General features: G+C 70.1%; 15 protein-coding genes, 2 tRNA genes and 1 pseudogene. 11 read left to right on the top strand and 7 right to left on the bottom strand.

Annotated features, from left to right (window positions below):
* Window positions 1-60: 60 nt before the first annotated feature.
* The 4 genes from VEB62_RS11730 (at window position 61) to VEB62_RS11715 (ending at window position 3,709) form a co-directional block, all read left to right on the top strand.
* Window positions 61-888 carry an NAD(P)H-hydrate dehydratase gene (locus tag VEB62_RS11730; protein ID WP_324799677.1) on the top strand — a complete coding sequence of 276 codons (828 nt, stop codon included), beginning with the start codon at window positions 61-63 and terminating at the stop codon, window positions 886-888.
* A 73-nt stretch (window positions 889-961) separates the two neighbouring features.
* Window positions 962-1,732, top strand: a complete 771-nt coding sequence (gene yaaA, locus VEB62_RS11725; protein ID WP_324799674.1) for a peroxide stress protein YaaA — start codon at window positions 962-964, stop codon at window positions 1,730-1,732.
* Window positions 1,733-1,797: 65 nt separating this feature from the next.
* Window positions 1,798-2,646 (top strand): 3-hydroxybutyrate dehydrogenase, encoded by an 849-nt coding sequence (locus VEB62_RS11720; protein WP_324799671.1) that lies wholly within the window; start codon window positions 1,798-1,800, stop codon window positions 2,644-2,646.
* Window positions 2,647-2,662: 16 nt separating this feature from the next.
* On the top strand, window positions 2,663-3,709 hold the full coding sequence (locus VEB62_RS11715; RefSeq protein WP_324799669.1) for a patatin-like phospholipase family protein: 1,047 nt from the start codon (window positions 2,663-2,665) through the stop codon (window positions 3,707-3,709).
* Here VEB62_RS11715 and VEB62_RS11710 read toward each other — a convergent pair whose 3' ends face one another.
* The 3 genes from VEB62_RS11710 to VEB62_RS11700 are packed head-to-tail and all read right to left on the bottom strand — an operon-like array spanning window position 3,710 to window position 5,726.
* Window positions 3,710-4,594: an L-threonylcarbamoyladenylate synthase gene (locus VEB62_RS11710; RefSeq protein ID WP_324800102.1), complete on the bottom strand. Its 885-nt coding sequence runs from the start codon at window positions 4,592-4,594 to the stop codon at window positions 3,710-3,712.
* Between the two features lie 29 nt (window positions 4,595-4,623).
* On the bottom strand, window positions 4,624-5,178 hold the full coding sequence (locus VEB62_RS11705) for a YceI family protein (RefSeq protein ID WP_324799668.1): 555 nt from the start codon (window positions 5,176-5,178) through the stop codon (window positions 4,624-4,626).
* Complete coding sequence (locus VEB62_RS11700; protein WP_324799666.1) at window positions 5,175-5,726, bottom strand: cytochrome b; 552 nt, start codon at window positions 5,724-5,726, stop codon at window positions 5,175-5,177. Before VEB62_RS11700 ends, VEB62_RS11705 begins: the two co-directional genes overlap by 4 nt.
* A 126-nt stretch (window positions 5,727-5,852) precedes the next feature.
* On the opposite strand from VEB62_RS11700, the gene VEB62_RS11695 reads away from it, so the two are divergent.
* On the top strand, window positions 5,853-7,637 hold the full coding sequence (locus VEB62_RS11695) for an acyl-CoA dehydrogenase (RefSeq protein WP_324799663.1): 1,785 nt from the start codon (window positions 5,853-5,855) through the stop codon (window positions 7,635-7,637).
* Here the strand turns inward: VEB62_RS11695 and VEB62_RS11690 are convergent, their stop codons facing one another.
* Window positions 7,638-8,456 carry a trypsin-like serine peptidase gene (locus VEB62_RS11690; protein ID WP_324799659.1) on the bottom strand — a complete coding sequence of 273 codons (819 nt, stop codon included), beginning with the start codon at window positions 8,454-8,456 and terminating at the stop codon, window positions 7,638-7,640.
* A gap of 94 nt (window positions 8,457-8,550) precedes the next feature.
* Between VEB62_RS11690 and VEB62_RS11685 the strand changes: the two genes are divergently transcribed.
* Window positions 8,551-10,905 carry a S9 family peptidase gene (locus VEB62_RS11685; protein ID WP_324799656.1) on the top strand — a complete coding sequence of 785 codons (2,355 nt, stop codon included), beginning with the start codon at window positions 8,551-8,553 and terminating at the stop codon, window positions 10,903-10,905.
* On the opposite strand, the pseudogene VEB62_RS16760 reads toward VEB62_RS11685, so the two are convergent.
* Window positions 10,825-11,199, bottom strand: a pseudogene (locus tag VEB62_RS16760) (DUF1036 domain-containing protein); the annotation flags it as partial. The gene VEB62_RS11685 and the pseudogene VEB62_RS16760 sit on opposite strands and share 81 nt — an antisense overlap.
* 81 nt (window positions 11,200-11,280) lie before the next feature.
* Between VEB62_RS16760 and VEB62_RS11675 the strand changes: the two are divergent.
* Genes VEB62_RS11675 through VEB62_RS11665 form a run of 3 tightly spaced genes read left to right on the top strand, consistent with a single transcriptional unit; the run spans window position 11,281 to window position 13,695 of the window.
* Entirely contained in the window at window positions 11,281-11,850 is a 570-nt protein-coding gene (locus VEB62_RS11675; protein ID WP_324799653.1) for a GNAT family N-acetyltransferase, read from the top strand.
* 31 nt (window positions 11,851-11,881) lie between these two features.
* Window positions 11,882-12,220: a hypothetical protein gene (locus tag VEB62_RS11670; protein ID WP_324799652.1), complete on the top strand. Its 339-nt coding sequence runs from the start codon at window positions 11,882-11,884 to the stop codon at window positions 12,218-12,220.
* 59 nt (window positions 12,221-12,279) lie between these two features.
* Window positions 12,280-13,695, top strand: coding sequence for a hypothetical protein (locus VEB62_RS11665; protein ID WP_324799649.1), 1,416 nt, complete (start codon window positions 12,280-12,282; stop codon window positions 13,693-13,695).
* A 78-nt stretch (window positions 13,696-13,773) separates the two neighbouring features.
* On the opposite strand, the gene VEB62_RS11660 is transcribed toward VEB62_RS11665, so the two are convergent.
* Window positions 13,774-13,847: transfer RNA gene (locus VEB62_RS11660), tRNA-Gln, on the bottom strand.
* 156 nt (window positions 13,848-14,003) lie between these two features.
* Here VEB62_RS11660 and VEB62_RS11655 point away from each other — a divergent pair.
* Window positions 14,004-14,080: transfer RNA gene (locus VEB62_RS11655), tRNA-Pro, on the top strand.
* An 84-nt stretch (window positions 14,081-14,164) separates the two neighbouring features.
* On the opposite strand, the gene ilvC is transcribed toward VEB62_RS11655, so the two are convergent.
* Window positions 14,165-15,181, bottom strand: a complete 1,017-nt coding sequence (gene ilvC / locus VEB62_RS11650) for a ketol-acid reductoisomerase (protein ID WP_324799647.1) — start codon at window positions 15,179-15,181, stop codon at window positions 14,165-14,167.
* Between ilvC and VEB62_RS11645 the strand changes: the two genes are divergently transcribed.
* On the top strand, window positions 15,180-15,818 hold the full coding sequence (locus tag VEB62_RS11645) for a DUF924 family protein (RefSeq protein WP_324799644.1): 639 nt from the start codon (window positions 15,180-15,182) through the stop codon (window positions 15,816-15,818). The genes ilvC and VEB62_RS11645 overlap by 2 nt on opposite strands.
* Window positions 15,819-15,920 lie beyond the last annotated feature (102 nt).

Here is a 15,920-nt window from a genome sequence, read left to right as displayed (position 1 = left end):
GCACAATAAGGCAAGTGTTTTTCGGCGCCCGTCGCCATCCGTGAACGGAGAACCCGCGCAATGACCGGATCCGCCCTGCCAGACTGGCGTGACGCCTTGCCGTGGCCGGGCCCGGAAACGCACAAACATGCGCGCGGGCGCCTGGCCGTGGTCTCCGGCAAGGCGACCCAGACGGGCGCGGCGCGGCTGGCGGCGCGGGGCGGGCTGCGCATCGGGGCGGGGCTGGTCAAAATCCTGTGTCCGCCGGACGCCGCGTCGGTCATCGCACCGGCCATCGAAGCGATCATGCTGACGCCCTTCGGTTCGCCCGAGGCCCTGGTCGAGGCCGCCGAGGGGATGGACGCGGTAGTCATAGGCCCCGCCGCCGGCGTGACCGACGCCACCCAGGCCCACGTCCGGGCGCTGGCCGTCACGGGCGCGGCCCTGGTGGTGGACGCCGACGGGCTGACGGTTTTCGAGGGGTGGCCGGACGATCTGTTCGAGGCGCTGGACCGCGACGACGTGCTCACGCCGCACGAGGGCGAGTTCAAACGGCTGTTCCCGGGCCTGCTCGACACGGGGCGTGAGAATGCCGCGGCCGAGGCGGCGCGGCGGGCCGGCGCGGTGGTGGTGCTGAAGGGGCCCGCGACGGTTATCGCCGCGCCGGACGGGCGGCTGACCGTCAACGGAAATGGCACGCCGTGGCTGGCGACGGCGGGCGCGGGCGACGTGCTGGCCGGAATGATCGGCGGCCTGATCGCCCAGCGGATGGACAGTTTCGATGCGGCCCGGGCGGCCGTCTGGCTCCACGCCGAGGCGGCGCGGGGCTTCGGGCCAGGGCTGATCGCCGAGGACCTGCCGGAGAGGCTGCCGGCCGTGCTGGCGGCGCTGTACGACCGGGCGGGGTGAGCCACGACGCTGGCCGGTTCAATTCGTCGCCGAAGCGGCCTATTCCGGGCCTCCCCATCGCCGGAGCGCCGCCTTGCTGATCGTCCTGTCTCCGGCCAAGCGGCTGGATTTCACTGAAGCCGACCCCGCCCTGCCCGCCTCGGAGCGGCGTTTCCTGGAGGACACCGCGTCGCTGGCCCGGACCGCCCGCGCCCGCACCGTGGCCGAACTGCGCCGGCTGATGGGCATCTCCGATGATCTGGCGCGGCTGAACCGCGAGCGGTTCCAGGCGTTCGACGCCGAATCGACGGACGGGGTCCAGGCGGCCTTCGCCTTCGCCGGCGATGTCTATGAAGGGCTGAGGGCCCGCGAGCTGGATTCCGCCGGCCTGGCCTTCGCCCAGCGTCACATCCGCATCCTGTCGGGTCTTTACGGCCTGCTGCGTCCGCTCGACCGCATCCAGCCCTACCGATTGGAGATGGGGACCCGGCTGAAGACGCGGCGCGGCTCCAGCCTCTACGACTTCTGGGGCGACCGGATCTCGAAATGCCTGAACGCCGACGCCGCGGGTATGATCGATCCGACCGTGGTGAACCTGGCCAGTCAGGAATATTTCGGCGCCGTCGACGCCAAGGCGCTGAACCTGCCGGTGGTGACGCCGCATTTCCGCGAATCGAAGGATGGCGAGAGCCGTATCATCTCGTTCTTCGCCAAGAAGGCGCGCGGGGGCATGGCCCGCTTCGCCATCGACGAGCGGATCGAGCGTGCCGGGGACCTGAAAGCCTTCGATCGCGACGGCTACCGCTTCGACAAGGCTGGATCGACGGAGACGGACTGGATATTCACCAGAACAGGAAATTCGTGACGGCCTGTCGCCTTCGCAGACGCGAACGGTTAGGCTGATCCCGAGACACAGACGGACGAGACTCAATGTTCCAATGGCCCAAACGCGGTGACGGCTCGGACGCCGGGAGCGCGCCTTTCCGCGATATCGGCGACCTGAAGGGTCAGGTGGCCGTCATCTCGGGATCGACCTCCGGGATCGGTCTCGCCTTCGCGCGCGCCATCGCCTCGCGCGGCGGCGAGGTGGTGCTGAACGGCCTCGGCGATCCGTCGGAGATCGAGCGCACCCGGGCCGAGATGGAGGCCAGCTGCGGCGTGCGGGTGCGCTATCACGGGGCCGACATGCGGCGCGGCGACGAGGTCGCGGACATGGTCGCCTACGGCAAGCACCAGCTGGGCCGGGTCGACATCCTGATCAACAACGCCAGCATCCAGCACGTCGAGGCGGTCGAGAAGTTCCCCGCCGACAAGTGGGAGCAGATCATCGCCATCAACCTGTCGTCGACCTTCTACGCGACGCGGGCGGCGATTCCGATCATGAAGGCCCAGGGCCGCGGGCGGATCATCAACGTGGCCTCGGCCCACGGCCTGGTCGCCAGTCCGTTCAAGTCGGCCTATGTCGCGGCCAAGCACGGGGTGATCGGCTTCACCAAGACGGTGGCGCTGGAACTGGCGCAGGACAACATCACCTGCAACGCCCTGTGCCCCGGATTCGTCGAGACGCCGATCGTCGAGAAACAGATCGCCGATCAGGCCCGCACGCGCGGCCTGTCGAAGGAGCAGGTGCTCAGGGACGTCATTCTGGGCTCGCAGCCGACCAAGCGGTTCGTCACCACGGACGAGCTGACCGGGATGATGTTGTATCTGGTCAGCGACCTGGGGGCTTCGGCCAACGGCGCCAGCTTCTCGATCGACGGCGGCTGGACGGCGCAGTAGCCGCCACGGGACAGGCATGCTGAAGCGAAGCCGCCCCGCCCCGAAACGCCGCCCGATCAGCCTGGCGCTCCAGGGTGGCGGCTCGCACGGCGCCTTCCAGTGGGGCGTGCTGGACCGGTTGCTGGAAGACGACCGGCTCGACATCCGGGCGGTGACCGCCGCCTCGGCCGGGGCCATGAACGCCGCCGCCTTGGTCTGTGGTCTGACAGAGGGCGGAACCGGGGGCGCGCGCAGGCGGCTGGACCTGCTGTGGCGGGAAGTGAACCAGTCCGGCGGCCGCAACGTCTTCGGCGACAGCGCCGTCTGGAGCGCCGCCTTCAGCCCCGGCTGGCTCAAGGGCACGGAGATGTGGCGCCAGGCCGAGACCGCGGCCCTGTCGATGAGCCCTTACAAGTTCAACCCCTTCAACCTGAATCCACTGAAACGGGTGCTGGACACGGCCATCGACTTTGAGGCCGTGCGGGCCTCGGAGATGAAGCTGTTCGTGGCGGCGACGGCAGTGCGCGAAGGACGGTCGCGGGTGTTCGGGACGACGGAGATCACCGATCAGGTGCTGCTGGCCTCGGCCTGCCTGCCGCACCTGTTCCAGGCGGTGGAGATCGACGGCGAGCCCTACTGGGACGGCGGTTTTCTGGCCAACCCGCCGCTGTGGCCGCTGTTCCAGGCCGACACCCCGGACGACATCCTGCTGCTGCCGTTGAACCCGTTCCGGCGGGACGAGACCCCGCGTCAGGCTGGCGAGATCATGGACCGGCTGAACGAGATCGTCTTCAACGCCCCCCTCGTCGCCGAGCTGCGGGCGGTGGCCTTCGTTCAGGACCTGATCGCGGAGGGGCGGCTGAAGCCGAACGGACCGGACAAGTACCGCAAGCTGCGCCTGCACGCCGTCGAGGCCGACCCTTGGCTGGGATCGTTGTCGCTGGGATCGAAGTTCGACACGGAGTGGACCTTCCTGAACCGGCTCAAGGGGTATGGGCGGGAGGCGGCGGAGGGATGGCTGGACAGCTGCTTCGGGGCAGTGGGGGACCGGTCGAGCGTCGACATCGGCGCCCGGTTCCTGTGATCAGCCCACGAACCCCGTCGCGCGCTTCAGCCGGTCGTTGATCGCCTCGCCCAGGCCATGCGCCGGGATGGGCGAGACGGCGATTCCCGCCGGCCGTTCACGGTCCGCTTCGCGCAGGCGGCGGAACAGGTTGGCGGCGGCCTCGCGCAGGTCGCCCGAGGGGCTGAGGCTCCAGCGCGGGTCGCCGACGCCTGGGCCGAAACCGAGCAGTATCTCGCCGTTCTCCACCCCCGTCGCGTTGATGCGGACCGGCGCGTCCGGCGCGTAGTGCACGGCCGCGCGGCCCGGAGAACGATGTCCCTCCCCGTTGCGCTCCAGCGGCCCGACGATGGCCTCGATTTCCTCTCGCGTGACGGAGCCGGGGCGCAGCAGGGCGACGCGGCCGTCCAGCACCGACACCACCGTGCTCTCGACCCCGACGGCGCAGGGGCCGCCGTCCACGGCGTCGGCGGCGGCGAAGCCGGTCTCCTCCATGGCGTCGGCGAAGGTGGTGGGGCTTGGGCGGCCGGAGCGGTTGGCCGAAGGGGCGACGACGGGACCGCCGAAGGCCGAAATCACGGCACGGGCGCGGACATGGCCGGGCACGCGGACGGCGACGCTGTTCAGCCCCGCGCGGGCGAGGTCGCAGATCCGGACGCGGTCCCGCACCGGCGCCACGATGGTCAGCGGACCCGGCCAGAAGGCCTCGGCGAGGGCGCGGGCCCGGTCGTCGAAGACGGCGATCGCCTCGGCCTCGACGGCGTCGGCGACGTGGGCGATCAGCGGGTTGAAGCGGGGCCGGCCCTTGGCCTCAAAGATGGCGGCGACCGCGACCGCGTTGCTCGCGTCAGCCGCCAGCCCGTAGACGGTTTCGGTCGGCAGGATGACCAGGCCGCCGGCGGCCAGCGCCTCGGCCCCCTGGGCGTCGGTCGCGCCTAGGCGCGGCGCGCCTGCAGCGCCACCCGCACCGTCACTTCGCGACCGACGATCCTGTTCCACGCGCCTGTGGTTCCTATGCCGAACTGGGTGCGGTCCAATGTGAACGCGCCCGTCAGATGCGCCCGGTCGCCGGTGACGCGCAAGTCCAGCGGGAAGGTCACCGGCCGGGTGCGGCCCTTCATTGTGATCTCGGCCCGCGCCGAATAGCGCTCGCCGCCGAGAGGCTCGAGGGACCTGAGTTGAAAACGGATCACCGGATGCCGCGCCGTATCGAGCATGGCCGGGCCTGTGGCGCGGCGGGTCAGGGCCGACGACCGCATCCTGAGCGACGCCGCCTGAACCACCACCGTCGCCCGTGTGCCTTCCGGCGCCTCGGGGTCGAAGGCGATGTCGCCGCGCCAGTCCTCGAACCGGCCATGGTGGGAGCCGCCCAGGGCCCGGACCGTCAGGTCGATGGTCGAGGCCTCGCGCACGACGACCCAGTCCGGAGGCGGGGCGGCGGCGATCAGAACGAGGGCCGCCAGTCCGACGATGACCGCGCGCCGTCTCACGGCCGGCGCGGGATCAGCGGGATCATCCGGTGCAGGACGTTGTCCCGGTCGAGGAACTGGTGCTTCAGCGCCCCGGCGATATGCAGGACCACCAGGAAGATCAGCAGTTTGGCCGCGGCTTCGTGGAGGTCCATCAGCTGACCGGCCGTCTCCCGTCCGCCGCTGATCGGCAGCAGCGGCCATTCGAACAGGCCGAACCAGACGATGTCGCGCCCGGCCGCCGAGGACGCCGCCCAGCCGACCAGCGGCATGGCGAGGAGCAGGACGTAGAACAGGACGTGGTTGGTCCGGGCCAGCAGCTTCTGCCAGCGCGGCATGGCCACCGGCAGCGGGATGGCCGGGTTGGCGATGCGCCACCCCAGACGGACCAGGGTCAGCATCAGGATGCTCAGGCCGACGGATTTGTGGAGGGTGACGAACTCGCGCGAGATCGGCCCTTCCGTCGCTTCATGGGCCGCGATCAGTGCGATCTGGGTGACCACCAGGGCGGCGATCAGCCAGTGCAGGACCAGCGATACGGTCGAATAGCGGTTGCGTGGTTCGGCCACGGCCTTCTCCCTCTCCAGCGCGTTGGAGCCGCAACGTGGCCCGAACGACGTGGTTCGCCAAGCCGCGTCTTGCCTGACCCGGCGGCAAGGCGGCATGAACGTCCGCAAAGTGTCGAGAGCCAGCCCATGTCCTACCGCGCGCCCGTCCGCGATCTGATCTTCACCCTGACCGAGGTCGCGGGCATCGACGCCGTGGCCGCGACCGGGGCCTTCCCCGACTACGACCCGGAGGTGATGGCGGCGGTGCTTGAGGCGGCGGGCCAGTTCTCGGAGGGCGTGCTGGCGCCGCTGAACCGTATCGGTGACCAGAAGGGCTCGACCTGGGCCGACGGCGCGGTGACGGCCGCGCCCGGCTTCGCCGACGCCTACCGCCAGTTCGCCGAGGGCGGCTGGACCGGCCTGTCCGCGCCCGCCCACGCCGGGGGGCAGCAACTGCCCAAGGCGCTGGAGCTGGCCGCCTATGAGACGGTGCACGCCGCCAATATGGCGTTCGGCCTGTGCCCGATGCTGTCGCTGGCGGCGATCGAGGCGCTGGAGGCGGTCGGGACGGAAGCGCAGAAGGCGACCTATCTGACGAAGCTCGTGTCCGGCGAGTGGACCGGGGCCATGGTGCTGACCGAGCCGCAGGCGGGGTCGGACCTCGGCGCCCTGACGGCGACGGCGATACCGAATGGCGACGGGACCTACAGCCTGACCGGCCAGAAGATCTTCATCACCTGGGGCGATCACGACGCCACCGACAACATCGTTCACATGGTGCTGGCCCGTATGCCGGACGCGCCGCCGGGGCCGAAGGGCATCAGCCTGTTCCTGGCGTCCAAGTATGTGGTCAATCCGGACGGGACGCTGGGCGAGCGCAACGCCTTCCGCCCGGTCGGGGTCGAGCACAAGCTGGGCATCCACGCCTCGCCCACCTGCGTCATGGCCTATGAGGGCGCGACGGCGGAGCTGGTCGGCGAACCGAACCAGGGCCTGGCCCATATGTTCGTGATGATGAACGCGGCCCGGCTGGCGGTCGGCGTCGAGGGCGTCGGGATCGCCGAGCGGGCCTACCAGCAGGCGCTGGAGTATGCGCGGGAGCGGCGGCAGGGCCGCTCGGCATGGACCGGAGAGGCCAACGCGCCGATCCTCGACCATCCGGACGTGCGCCGGACCCTGTCGGTGATGAAGGCCAGGATCGCCGCCGCCCGCGCCATCTGCCTGTCGACCGGCGTCGCCGCCGATCTGGCCAGACACGCAGCGACGGAAGAGGACCACCGCCGCTGGAAGGGCCGGGAGGACCTGTTCACTCCGATCGCCAAGGCGTGGTCGACCGATGTCGGCGTCGACGTCGCCTCGATGGGCGTGCAGGTGCACGGCGGCATGGGGTTCATCGAGGAGACCGGCGCGGCCCAATACTATCGCGACGCCCGCATCGCCCCGATCTACGAGGGCACCAACGGCATCCAGGCCATGGACCTGGTCGGGCGCAAGCTGGGGCAGGACGGCGGCCAGTCGGCCCGTGACCTGATCCTGGACATGAAGGAGACCTTGGCGATCCTGCCGCGGCTCTGGTCGGGCAAGCCGGTCGAGCGCTTCGCCAACGCCGTCGAGGCGGCCGGGGACGCCACCCAGTGGCTGCTGGACCGCAAGGCCGCGGCCGATGGCGCCGCTGACGTCCTGGCGGGGGCCGACGCCTATCTCAAGCTGATGGGCGACGTGGTCGGCGGCTGGATGCTGGCCAAAGGCGCGCTGGCGGCCCGGGCCATCCTCGACGCCGGCGAGGGTGACCCGGCGTGGCTGGAGGGACGGATCACCCTGTACGAGATCTACGCGGCCAATGTGTTGGAACAGGCCTCGAGCCGGCTCGGCGCCGTGGAACAGGGCGGCGACCTGCTGGAACGGATGAGCCCGGCGGTGCTGGCCGGTTGATCAGGGTCCGGCCGGGGCGTCCAGCAGGGCGATGGCCTCGCGGACCCAGGCGGCATGGGCGACGATGCCGATGCCGAGCGGCTCGTCGCCGGGACGGACTTCCGAGACCAGCACCCCGGCGATGAAGGGATGTTCGGGCTGGACCGTGCCCGGCAGTTTGCGCGCCGACGGGGTCCAGAACACCGGTCCGCCGGAGTTGCCGGGGAAGACCGGGAAGTCGAGCAGGAAGACCGGGAAGGTCTCGATCGGGGTCAGCGGCCACGACGCCACCCGGCCGACGCGCAGGATCGGGAAGCCGGCGGTGTTGGACGAGTAGCCGCGCGGATAGCCGAGAGTGAGCAGTTCATCTCCGGGCCCGACCTGCCAGGCGTCCAGCGCATTGGCGTCGGCCAGCCAGCCCAGCGGAATGGCGGCGCGGGCGAAGGCCGGCGGAGCGGACACCTCCATCACCGCGATGTCCCGCACCGGGTGCCGGGTCCAGACCGGATCGCCGGCCTCATCGCGGATGCGCAGGGGCTCGGGCGCGAATCGCCATCCGCCTCCGGGCGCCTCGACCCGCCAGCCGATGCGCGCGTCGGGCGCGGTCATGCCGTTCAGCACATGGTGGGCGGTCACCAGCACGGTGCGTGGCTGGCCATCCGGTCGGGGCGCATCGATCAGGAAGCCGGTTCCGACCCGACGCGTGGCCTCCTCGCCGTTGCGCTGGTCCAGTTGCACCGTGGCCGCGATCAGCCCGACGGTCAGATCCCATGCCGGCGCCGACAGGGCGGCGACCGGTGGCTCCTGCATCGGAACGGGCGGGGTCTGGAGGTCGAACATGAGGATCGATCGGGCCTTGTCCGTTTGTTCATTTGACGGCGGCGGCGTCGCTCGCACAAGGTCCCGCGACCAAATCCGCCTGGGGGCCAAGACCATGAACCGCCGCGACCTGCTCGCCACCTCCGCCGCCGCCCTGGCGGCGACCGCCCTGCCCGCCCAGGCCCGCACTCCCGGAGCCCCGATGCCGAAAACCGCCCCCGTCCCGCCCGTCGCGAAGAAGATCCCGGTGCGGATCGAACAGCTGGGCCGCGTCCGGGTCGACGACTACCAGTGGATGAAGGACGACAACTGGCAGGCGGTGCTGCGCGACCCGACCCTGATCAAGGCCGACGTCAAGGAGCACCTGACCGCCGAAAACGCCTACCGCGAGGCGATGATGGCCTCGACCCTGCCGCTGCAGGCCGCGATGTTCGAGGAGATGAAGGGGCGGATCAAGGAGGACGACAGCTCGGTGCCGCGCGCCGACGGGCCGTGGGAATACTTCACCGAGTACAAGACCGGGGACCAGCACCCCCGCTACATGCGCAGGCCCCGCGCCGGCGCGGGCGATCCCCAGCTGTTGCTCGACGCCAACGTCCTGGCCGCCGGCAAGGCCTATTCCGAGGTCAGCGCCGCGGAGCACAGCCCTGACCATGCCCTGTTCGCCTACGCCGAGGACGCGCAGGGGTCCGAGGTGCACCAGATCTTCGTCAAGGACCTGGCCACGGGCGAGGTGTTGCCCGATCCGATCGGCTCGGCAACCGGCAACTTCACCTTCTCGCCCGACAGCCAGTGGATCTTCTGGACCAACCGCGACGACAACGGCCGGCCCGACAAGATCTTCCGGCGCCCGGTGCGCGGCGGCGAGGCCACCCTCGTGTACGAGGAAGCCGACGAGGGCATGTTCATCAGCGTCAGCCGCACCGCCGACGACGCCTTCGTGGTCATCTCGATCGCCAACCAGGAGACCTCGGAAGGCCGGGTCATCCCGGCCTCGGACCCGACGGCCACGCCAATGGTGCTCGAGCCCCGGCAGGTGGCCCGGCTGTACGAGGCCGACCATTGGGGCGACCGCTGGGTGATCCGCACCAACGCCGACGACTCGGTGGACTTCAAGATCGTCGAGGCGCCGACCACCACGCCCGGCAAGGCGAACTGGAAGGACCTCGTTCCGCACACGCCCGGCCGCTACATCGAGGGCGTGGCGCTGGTGAAGGACTACATCGGCCGCCAGGAGCGGGCCGACGCCAACACCCGCATCATCATCCGTGACCGCGCCGGCGCCGAGCATGAGATCGCCGTGGACGAGCCCGCGTATTCGCTGTCGCTGGCCGGCGCGTCGGAGTTCGACACCACGGTCATGCGCTACGGCTACAACTCGCCCTCGACGCCGACCTCGACCTATGACTACGACCTGAAGTCCCGCGAGCGGACCCTGCGCAAGGTGCAGGAGGTGCCGTCCGGCCACGACCCGGCGGACTATGTTGTCGAGCGGCTGAACGCCCCGGCCGCCGATGGCGAACTGGTGCCGGTGACCGTGCTGCGCCGCAAGTCGACTCCGGTGGACGGTTCCGCGCCGCTGCTGCTGTACGGCTACGGCTCGTACGGCATCCCGATGGCGGCGAGCTTCTCGACCAACCGGCTGTCGCTCGTCGACCGGGGCTGGATCTTCGCCATCGCGCATATCCGCGGCGGCTCGGACAAGGGCTGGAACTGGTTCCTCAACGCCCGGAAGATGACCAAGAAGAACACCTTCACGGACTTCATCGCCTCGGCCGAGCACCTGATCGCGCGGAACTATGCCAAGGCGGGGAACATCGTCGCCCAGGGCGGTTCGGCCGGCGGCCTCCTGATGGGGGCGGTCAACAACATGCGCCCGGACCTTTGGGCCGGCGTGATCGGCCAGGTGCCGTTCGTCGACGTGATCAACACCATGAGCGACACCTCGCTGCCGCTGACGCCGCCGGAGTGGCCCGAGTGGGGCAATCCGATCGAGGACGCCGAAGCCTACGACTACATGATGAGCTACAGCCCCTACGACCAGGTGGAGGCGAAGGCCTATCCGGCAGTGCTGGCCACCGGCGGCCTGTCGGACCCGCGCGTGACCTACTGGGAGCCCGAGAAATGGGTGGCGAAGCTGCGGCCAGCCACGACCTCGGGCAAGCCGGTGCTGCTGAAGATCAACATGGAGGCCGGCCACGGCGGCGCCTCGGGCCGGTTCGACTATCTGAAGGAGGTCGCCCACGACTACGCCTTCGCGGTCTGGGCCATCGACAGGGGCTGGGAGCCTGACCGCGCCCGGCGTCCTGTTTCAGGGTTCGAGGGTCCAGGTATAGGTCCCGGTTGCGTCGGCGTGCATGGCCACGAAGTCGCGGACCTCATAGCCGGCCGGGCAGGTGTCGCCCCCATCGGACCAGAAGGTATAGGGACCGGGGTACTGGACACACAGGGCATGATCGCCCGACCATGACCGGCCCGAGCCGTCCAGGGTGTCGCCGTACATGTAGAAGTTGGCGTTGTCGGTGCTGACGATGCTCTGGCAGGTTCCGTCCGCGACCTCGTACCAGCCGCGATTGATGAACTGACCCGTACCCACTTCCACATAGGAGACGGCGACCGTGCCGTTGCGACCGCTCTCATTGCAGACCTGGATGTCGACCGTAGCCGGGGCCAGCTTGTTCGGCTTGACCTGGGCGACGGCCAGGCCCGGCGTGAGCCCCAGTACGGAGGCGGCGACGAACGCCGCGACGAAGGTTGATTTCACGGCTCTCGCCTCCCCCGACAGCAGCCGTCAGGATATCAAAGGTCTCTGACGAATCCAGTGACGGATGCTGACACCAGTGCCATGGCTGACCCGATGAACCGGACCATCCGCGACGCGACCGGGGCGGACCTGCCGCGGATCACCGCCCTGTACGGGCGAGAGGTGCTGAACGGCACGGCCACATTCGAACTGGCCCCGCCGACACCGGACGAGATGGCCGGCCGGTTCGCCGCTGTGAAGCGGCACGACCTGCCGTGGCTGGTCGCGCAGCTGGACGGGGCCTTCGCGGGCTACGCCTACGCCTCGCCGTTCCGCCCACGTCCGGCCTATCGCTACGGGGTCGAGGGTTCGATCTATGTCGAGGAGACGGCCCGCGGACACGGCGTCGGCCGCGCTCTGCTGGGGGCCCTGGTCGAGCGGGTGCGGGCCATGGGTCTGAGGCACGTCATCGGCGCGATCAGCGACAGCGACACCAGCGCCGCCTCGATCGCCCTGCACCGGTCGCTCGGATTCCGCGACGCGGGGGTCTACCGGCAGGTGGGCTGGAAGTTCGACCGCTGGCTGGACGTGACCCTGATGCAGCTCGATCTCGCCCCCGACGGCGAGCCGCCGAAGACGCCGGGGCTCGACCTGACCGGCGGTCTCGCTTGAAGCGATGAACCACAGCGTCTAGTTGGGCGGGATGCGCGCGCTTCACGCCATGATGATGCTGCTCGGCGCCCTCGCGGTGCTGATGACGGGCGCCGTACCGGCGAGCGCGCTGACCGACGCCGCTTCGGCTCCGCCGTGTCATGAAACGACGATGCACCATGCCGGCGCCGAGACGCCCTCGCCCGCGTCGGGCAAGGCCGTGAAGACCATGGACTGCTGCGTCGCCTGCGTGACCGCGGCGGCCCTTCGATCGCCCGACCGCCCCCGGATGACCTCGCTGCGGCCCGCGACGGCTTCCCGTCCTGCGGCCTTGCCGTCCGGCGAACGGCCGGCCCCTGAACCGCATCCGCCCCGATCGCCTTTCCTCTGAAGACAGCCCGCGCGCGGCGATGTGTCCGCGCGCCTTCCAAGCTCTTTCAGGAGGCCATCATGGCTGCCCGCCTTTTCGCGCCCTTCGCCGGCGCGTCCCTGCTCGCCCTCGCCCTCCCGGCGTCGGCCCAGGATCATTCGCACCACCCTGCCCCGCCCGCCCCGGCTCCAACCCCGGTCCCCGCCACGCCTCCGGCCGATCCTCACGCGGGCCACGACATGCCCGCCGCCTCCCCCGATCGCCAGACACCCGATGGCGGCCCTCAGGCTCACGACATGTCGGCGATGGCGGAGAGCGAAGACCACGCCATGACCAGCCCGCTCGGCCATTGGCCCATGACCCGCGACGCGTCCGGCACCAGCTGGCAACCAGACCTGTCGGAGCACGGCGGCGTCCACGCGACGCGCGGCGACTGGGCCTTCATGGGCCACGCCACGCTGAACCTGACCCATGACTGGCAGGATGGTCCGCGCGGGGACGAGAAGACCTTTGTCGGCGGCATGCTCATGGGGTCGGCGCGGCGTGACTTCGCCGACGGCTCGACGCTGAACTTCCGCGGCATGCTCAGCCCCGAGCCCTTCATGGGCAAGGACGGCTTTCCCTTGCTGCTGGCGGCCGGAGAGACGGCGGACGGCGCCACCCCCCTGATCGACCGCCAGCATCCGCATGAGCTGGTGATGGAGCTGTCAGCCAGCTACGCGCGGCGGCTGACCGACCACGACAGCGTCTTCGCCTACATCGGCCTGCCGGGAGAGCCGGCCTTCGGACCGCCCGCCTTCATGCACCGCATGAGCGCCATGGACAGCCCGGAGGCGCCGATCACCCACCACTGGCTGGACTCGACGCACATCGTGTTCGGGGTGGCGACGCTGGGCTGGGTGCACGACGGCTTCAAGCTGGAGGCCTCGTCCTTCCGCGGCCGCGAGCCGGACGAGGACCGCTACGACATCGAGAGCCCCGAGCTGGACAGCTGGTCGGCGCGGGCGTCGTGGAACCCTTCGCCGGAGTGGTCGCTGCAGGCGTCCTACGCCGACGTGACCGCGCCGGAACAGCTCGAGCCGGACGAGGACGAGACCCGATGGTCGGCCAGCGCCATCCACGCCCGCCGCCTCGGCGCGGAAGGCTGGTGGTCCTCGACCCTGGCCTGGGGCCGCAAGATCAACGACCACGGCGAGTCGAAGGATGCGTGGCTGCTGGAGACGGCGGTCAGCCCCGACGACCGCTGGACCGTGTTCGCGCGGGCCGAGCGGATCGAGACGGACGAGCTGCTGCCGGGCCCCGGAGGCGGACACGGCGATCTCCATACCGTGTCGAAAGCCTCGTTCGGAGCGGTGCACGACTGGCGACTGGCGGAGCATGTCCGCTTCGGCGTCGGGGCGCTGTACAGCCTGAACCGCGTCCCCGAGGCGCTGGAGCCGGCCTATGGCGGAGATCCGGACGGGGGCATGGTCTTCGTGCGTCTGAAGATCGGCTGATGCAGGCGTCGCGCCGCGCGGACCCCGGTCAGCGCGGCGCGGCGTCGTCCGCCGGGCGGAATGTCAACGGGAGGCGGATGGCTGGGGAACTAGGACTCGAACCTAGAATGACGGTACCAAAAACCGGAGTGTTACCATTACACCATTCCCCAGCAGGTCCGGCGTTTCCGGAGCGGTAGCGCCGGGAGGCGTGCGAGATACGACAAGGCCGCGGGCGATGCAAGACGCGGATTCCAGACTATTTCGCGGCGCGTCGTTTCCCCGCTTGCGGGGGTCGAACCCCGTCGTTATAAGCCCGCTCCTCAAGTCGGAGTGTGGCTCAGTCTGGTAGAGCACTGCGTTCGGGACGCAGGGGTCGTAGGTTCGAATCCTATCACTCCGACCATCATCTTTCGTGGCGCTATCGCTCGCCGCGCGGCGGCTCACTACCTGAGCGCCGATCGAGGTTCCCGGCCTCCTCCCCTCCTCTTCAGTCCCTCGCCTTTGCCGCGACGTTCGCCAGATGCGCGCCGACCGCCTCGATGGGGCGCTGGCCCAGGGCCTTGCGGCGGGCCAGCAGATCGGGGGAGCCGGCGTCGTAGTCGGCCATCAGCGTACGCACGAAGGCGCCGGAGCGGACCTCGGCCAGGACCGTGTCCATGGCCGCCGTCGAAGCCTCGCCGATGACGCGCGGGCCGGTCAGATAGGCGCCGTATTCGGCGGTGTTGGAGATTTTGGCGAAGGCCCCGGCGATGCCGCGCTCGAACATCAGGTCGGTGACCAGCTTGACCTCGTAGAAGCATTCGAACCACGCCACCTCGGGCGGATAGCCGGCCTCGACCAGCCGGGTGAAGGCGGCGTCGATCAGCTGGCCGACCCCGCCGCACAGCACGACCTGCTCGCCGAACAGGTCGCTTTCGCACTCGGCGGCGAAGCACGTCTCCAGAATGCCCTTGCGGCCGCAGCCCAGCGCCGCCGCATAGGACAGGCCCAGCGCGTGGGCCCCGCCGCTGGCGTCCTGATGCACGCCGAACAGGGCGAACACCCCCTCCCCTTCGACGTAGAGGTCGCGGATGCGCGGCCCGATGCCCTTGGGCGAGGCGAGGATGACGTCGAGGTCGGGGCGCGGCTCGACCAGGCCGAAGCGCACCGACAGGCCGTGGGCGAAGACCAGGGCGGCGCCCGGCTTCATGGCCGGGGCCAGTTCGTCGCGCCAAAGATCGCGGTGGGCCTCGTCCGAGACCATGACGGCGACGACGTCGGCGAAGGCGGCGGCCTCGCCGGCGGTGAGGACCGGGAAGCCGTCGGCCAGAGCCTTCGCCCGGGTGGCCGAGCCGGCCTTGAGCCCGACCACGATGTCGGCGACGCCGGAGTCGCGCAGGTTCAGGGCGTGGGTCCGGCCCTGGCTGCCGTAGCCGATCACGGCGACGCGCCGGCCGCGGATGATCGACAGATCGCAGTCGCGGTCATGGAAGACGGGGAGCGGGGCGCCTAGGTTATCGGTCATGAGCACAGACATAACGCCTTCCAACGTCGTCGCCTTCTGGAAAGAGGCCGGGCCGGAAAAGTGGTTCGCCAAGGAGGACGCCTTCGACGCGGCGTTTCACGAGCGGTTCGCGGCGGCGCATTTCGCGGCGGCGCGACGCGAGCTGGACCACTGGGCGGAGACGCCGGAGGGGGCGCTGGCGCTGCTGATCCTGCTCGACCAGTTCCCGAGAAACTGTTTCCGGGGCACGGCGCACGCCTTCGCCACCGATCCGCTGGCGCGGATGTTCGCGGTCAGGGCGCTGGACGCCGGCTTCGACCGGGCGGTGGAGAACGACCTCAGGCGTTTCTTCTACCTGCCGCTGCAGCACGCCGAGGACCGCGCCCTGCAGGATCGGCAGCTGGCCCTGTTCCAGACCATGGAGCGGCCCGCCGACGACCGCTGGGCCGAGCATCACCACGCCATCATCGAACGCTTCGGCCGCTTTCCGCATCGGAACCGGCGCTGGGCCGGGAGACGACGGCGGAGGAGCGGGCATTCATGGAAGGGGACCGGTTCCGGGGGTGAGGTCGAGGCCATGCGTGTCTCATCGTCCTCCGCCGGCGAACCGACGCAAGTTGGGGAGGGTGCGGGGCGGCCGGGCCTCGCCCGGCTATGAGTTTGTTTTACCGTTTCGACGAGACAGGCCGCCCCGCGTGGCCGTTTTCCACCCGCCCGTCGATTGCCGGCCCTTCTCGGACCTCCTCGACTCGCCGGCCCG

It is taken from the genome of Brevundimonas sp., assembly GCF_035626975.1.
Lineage (GTDB): Bacteria > Pseudomonadota > Alphaproteobacteria > Caulobacterales > Caulobacteraceae > Brevundimonas.
Note: the sequence above shows the minus strand (reverse complement) of the source record. Positions and strands in the feature narration are given on the sequence as shown.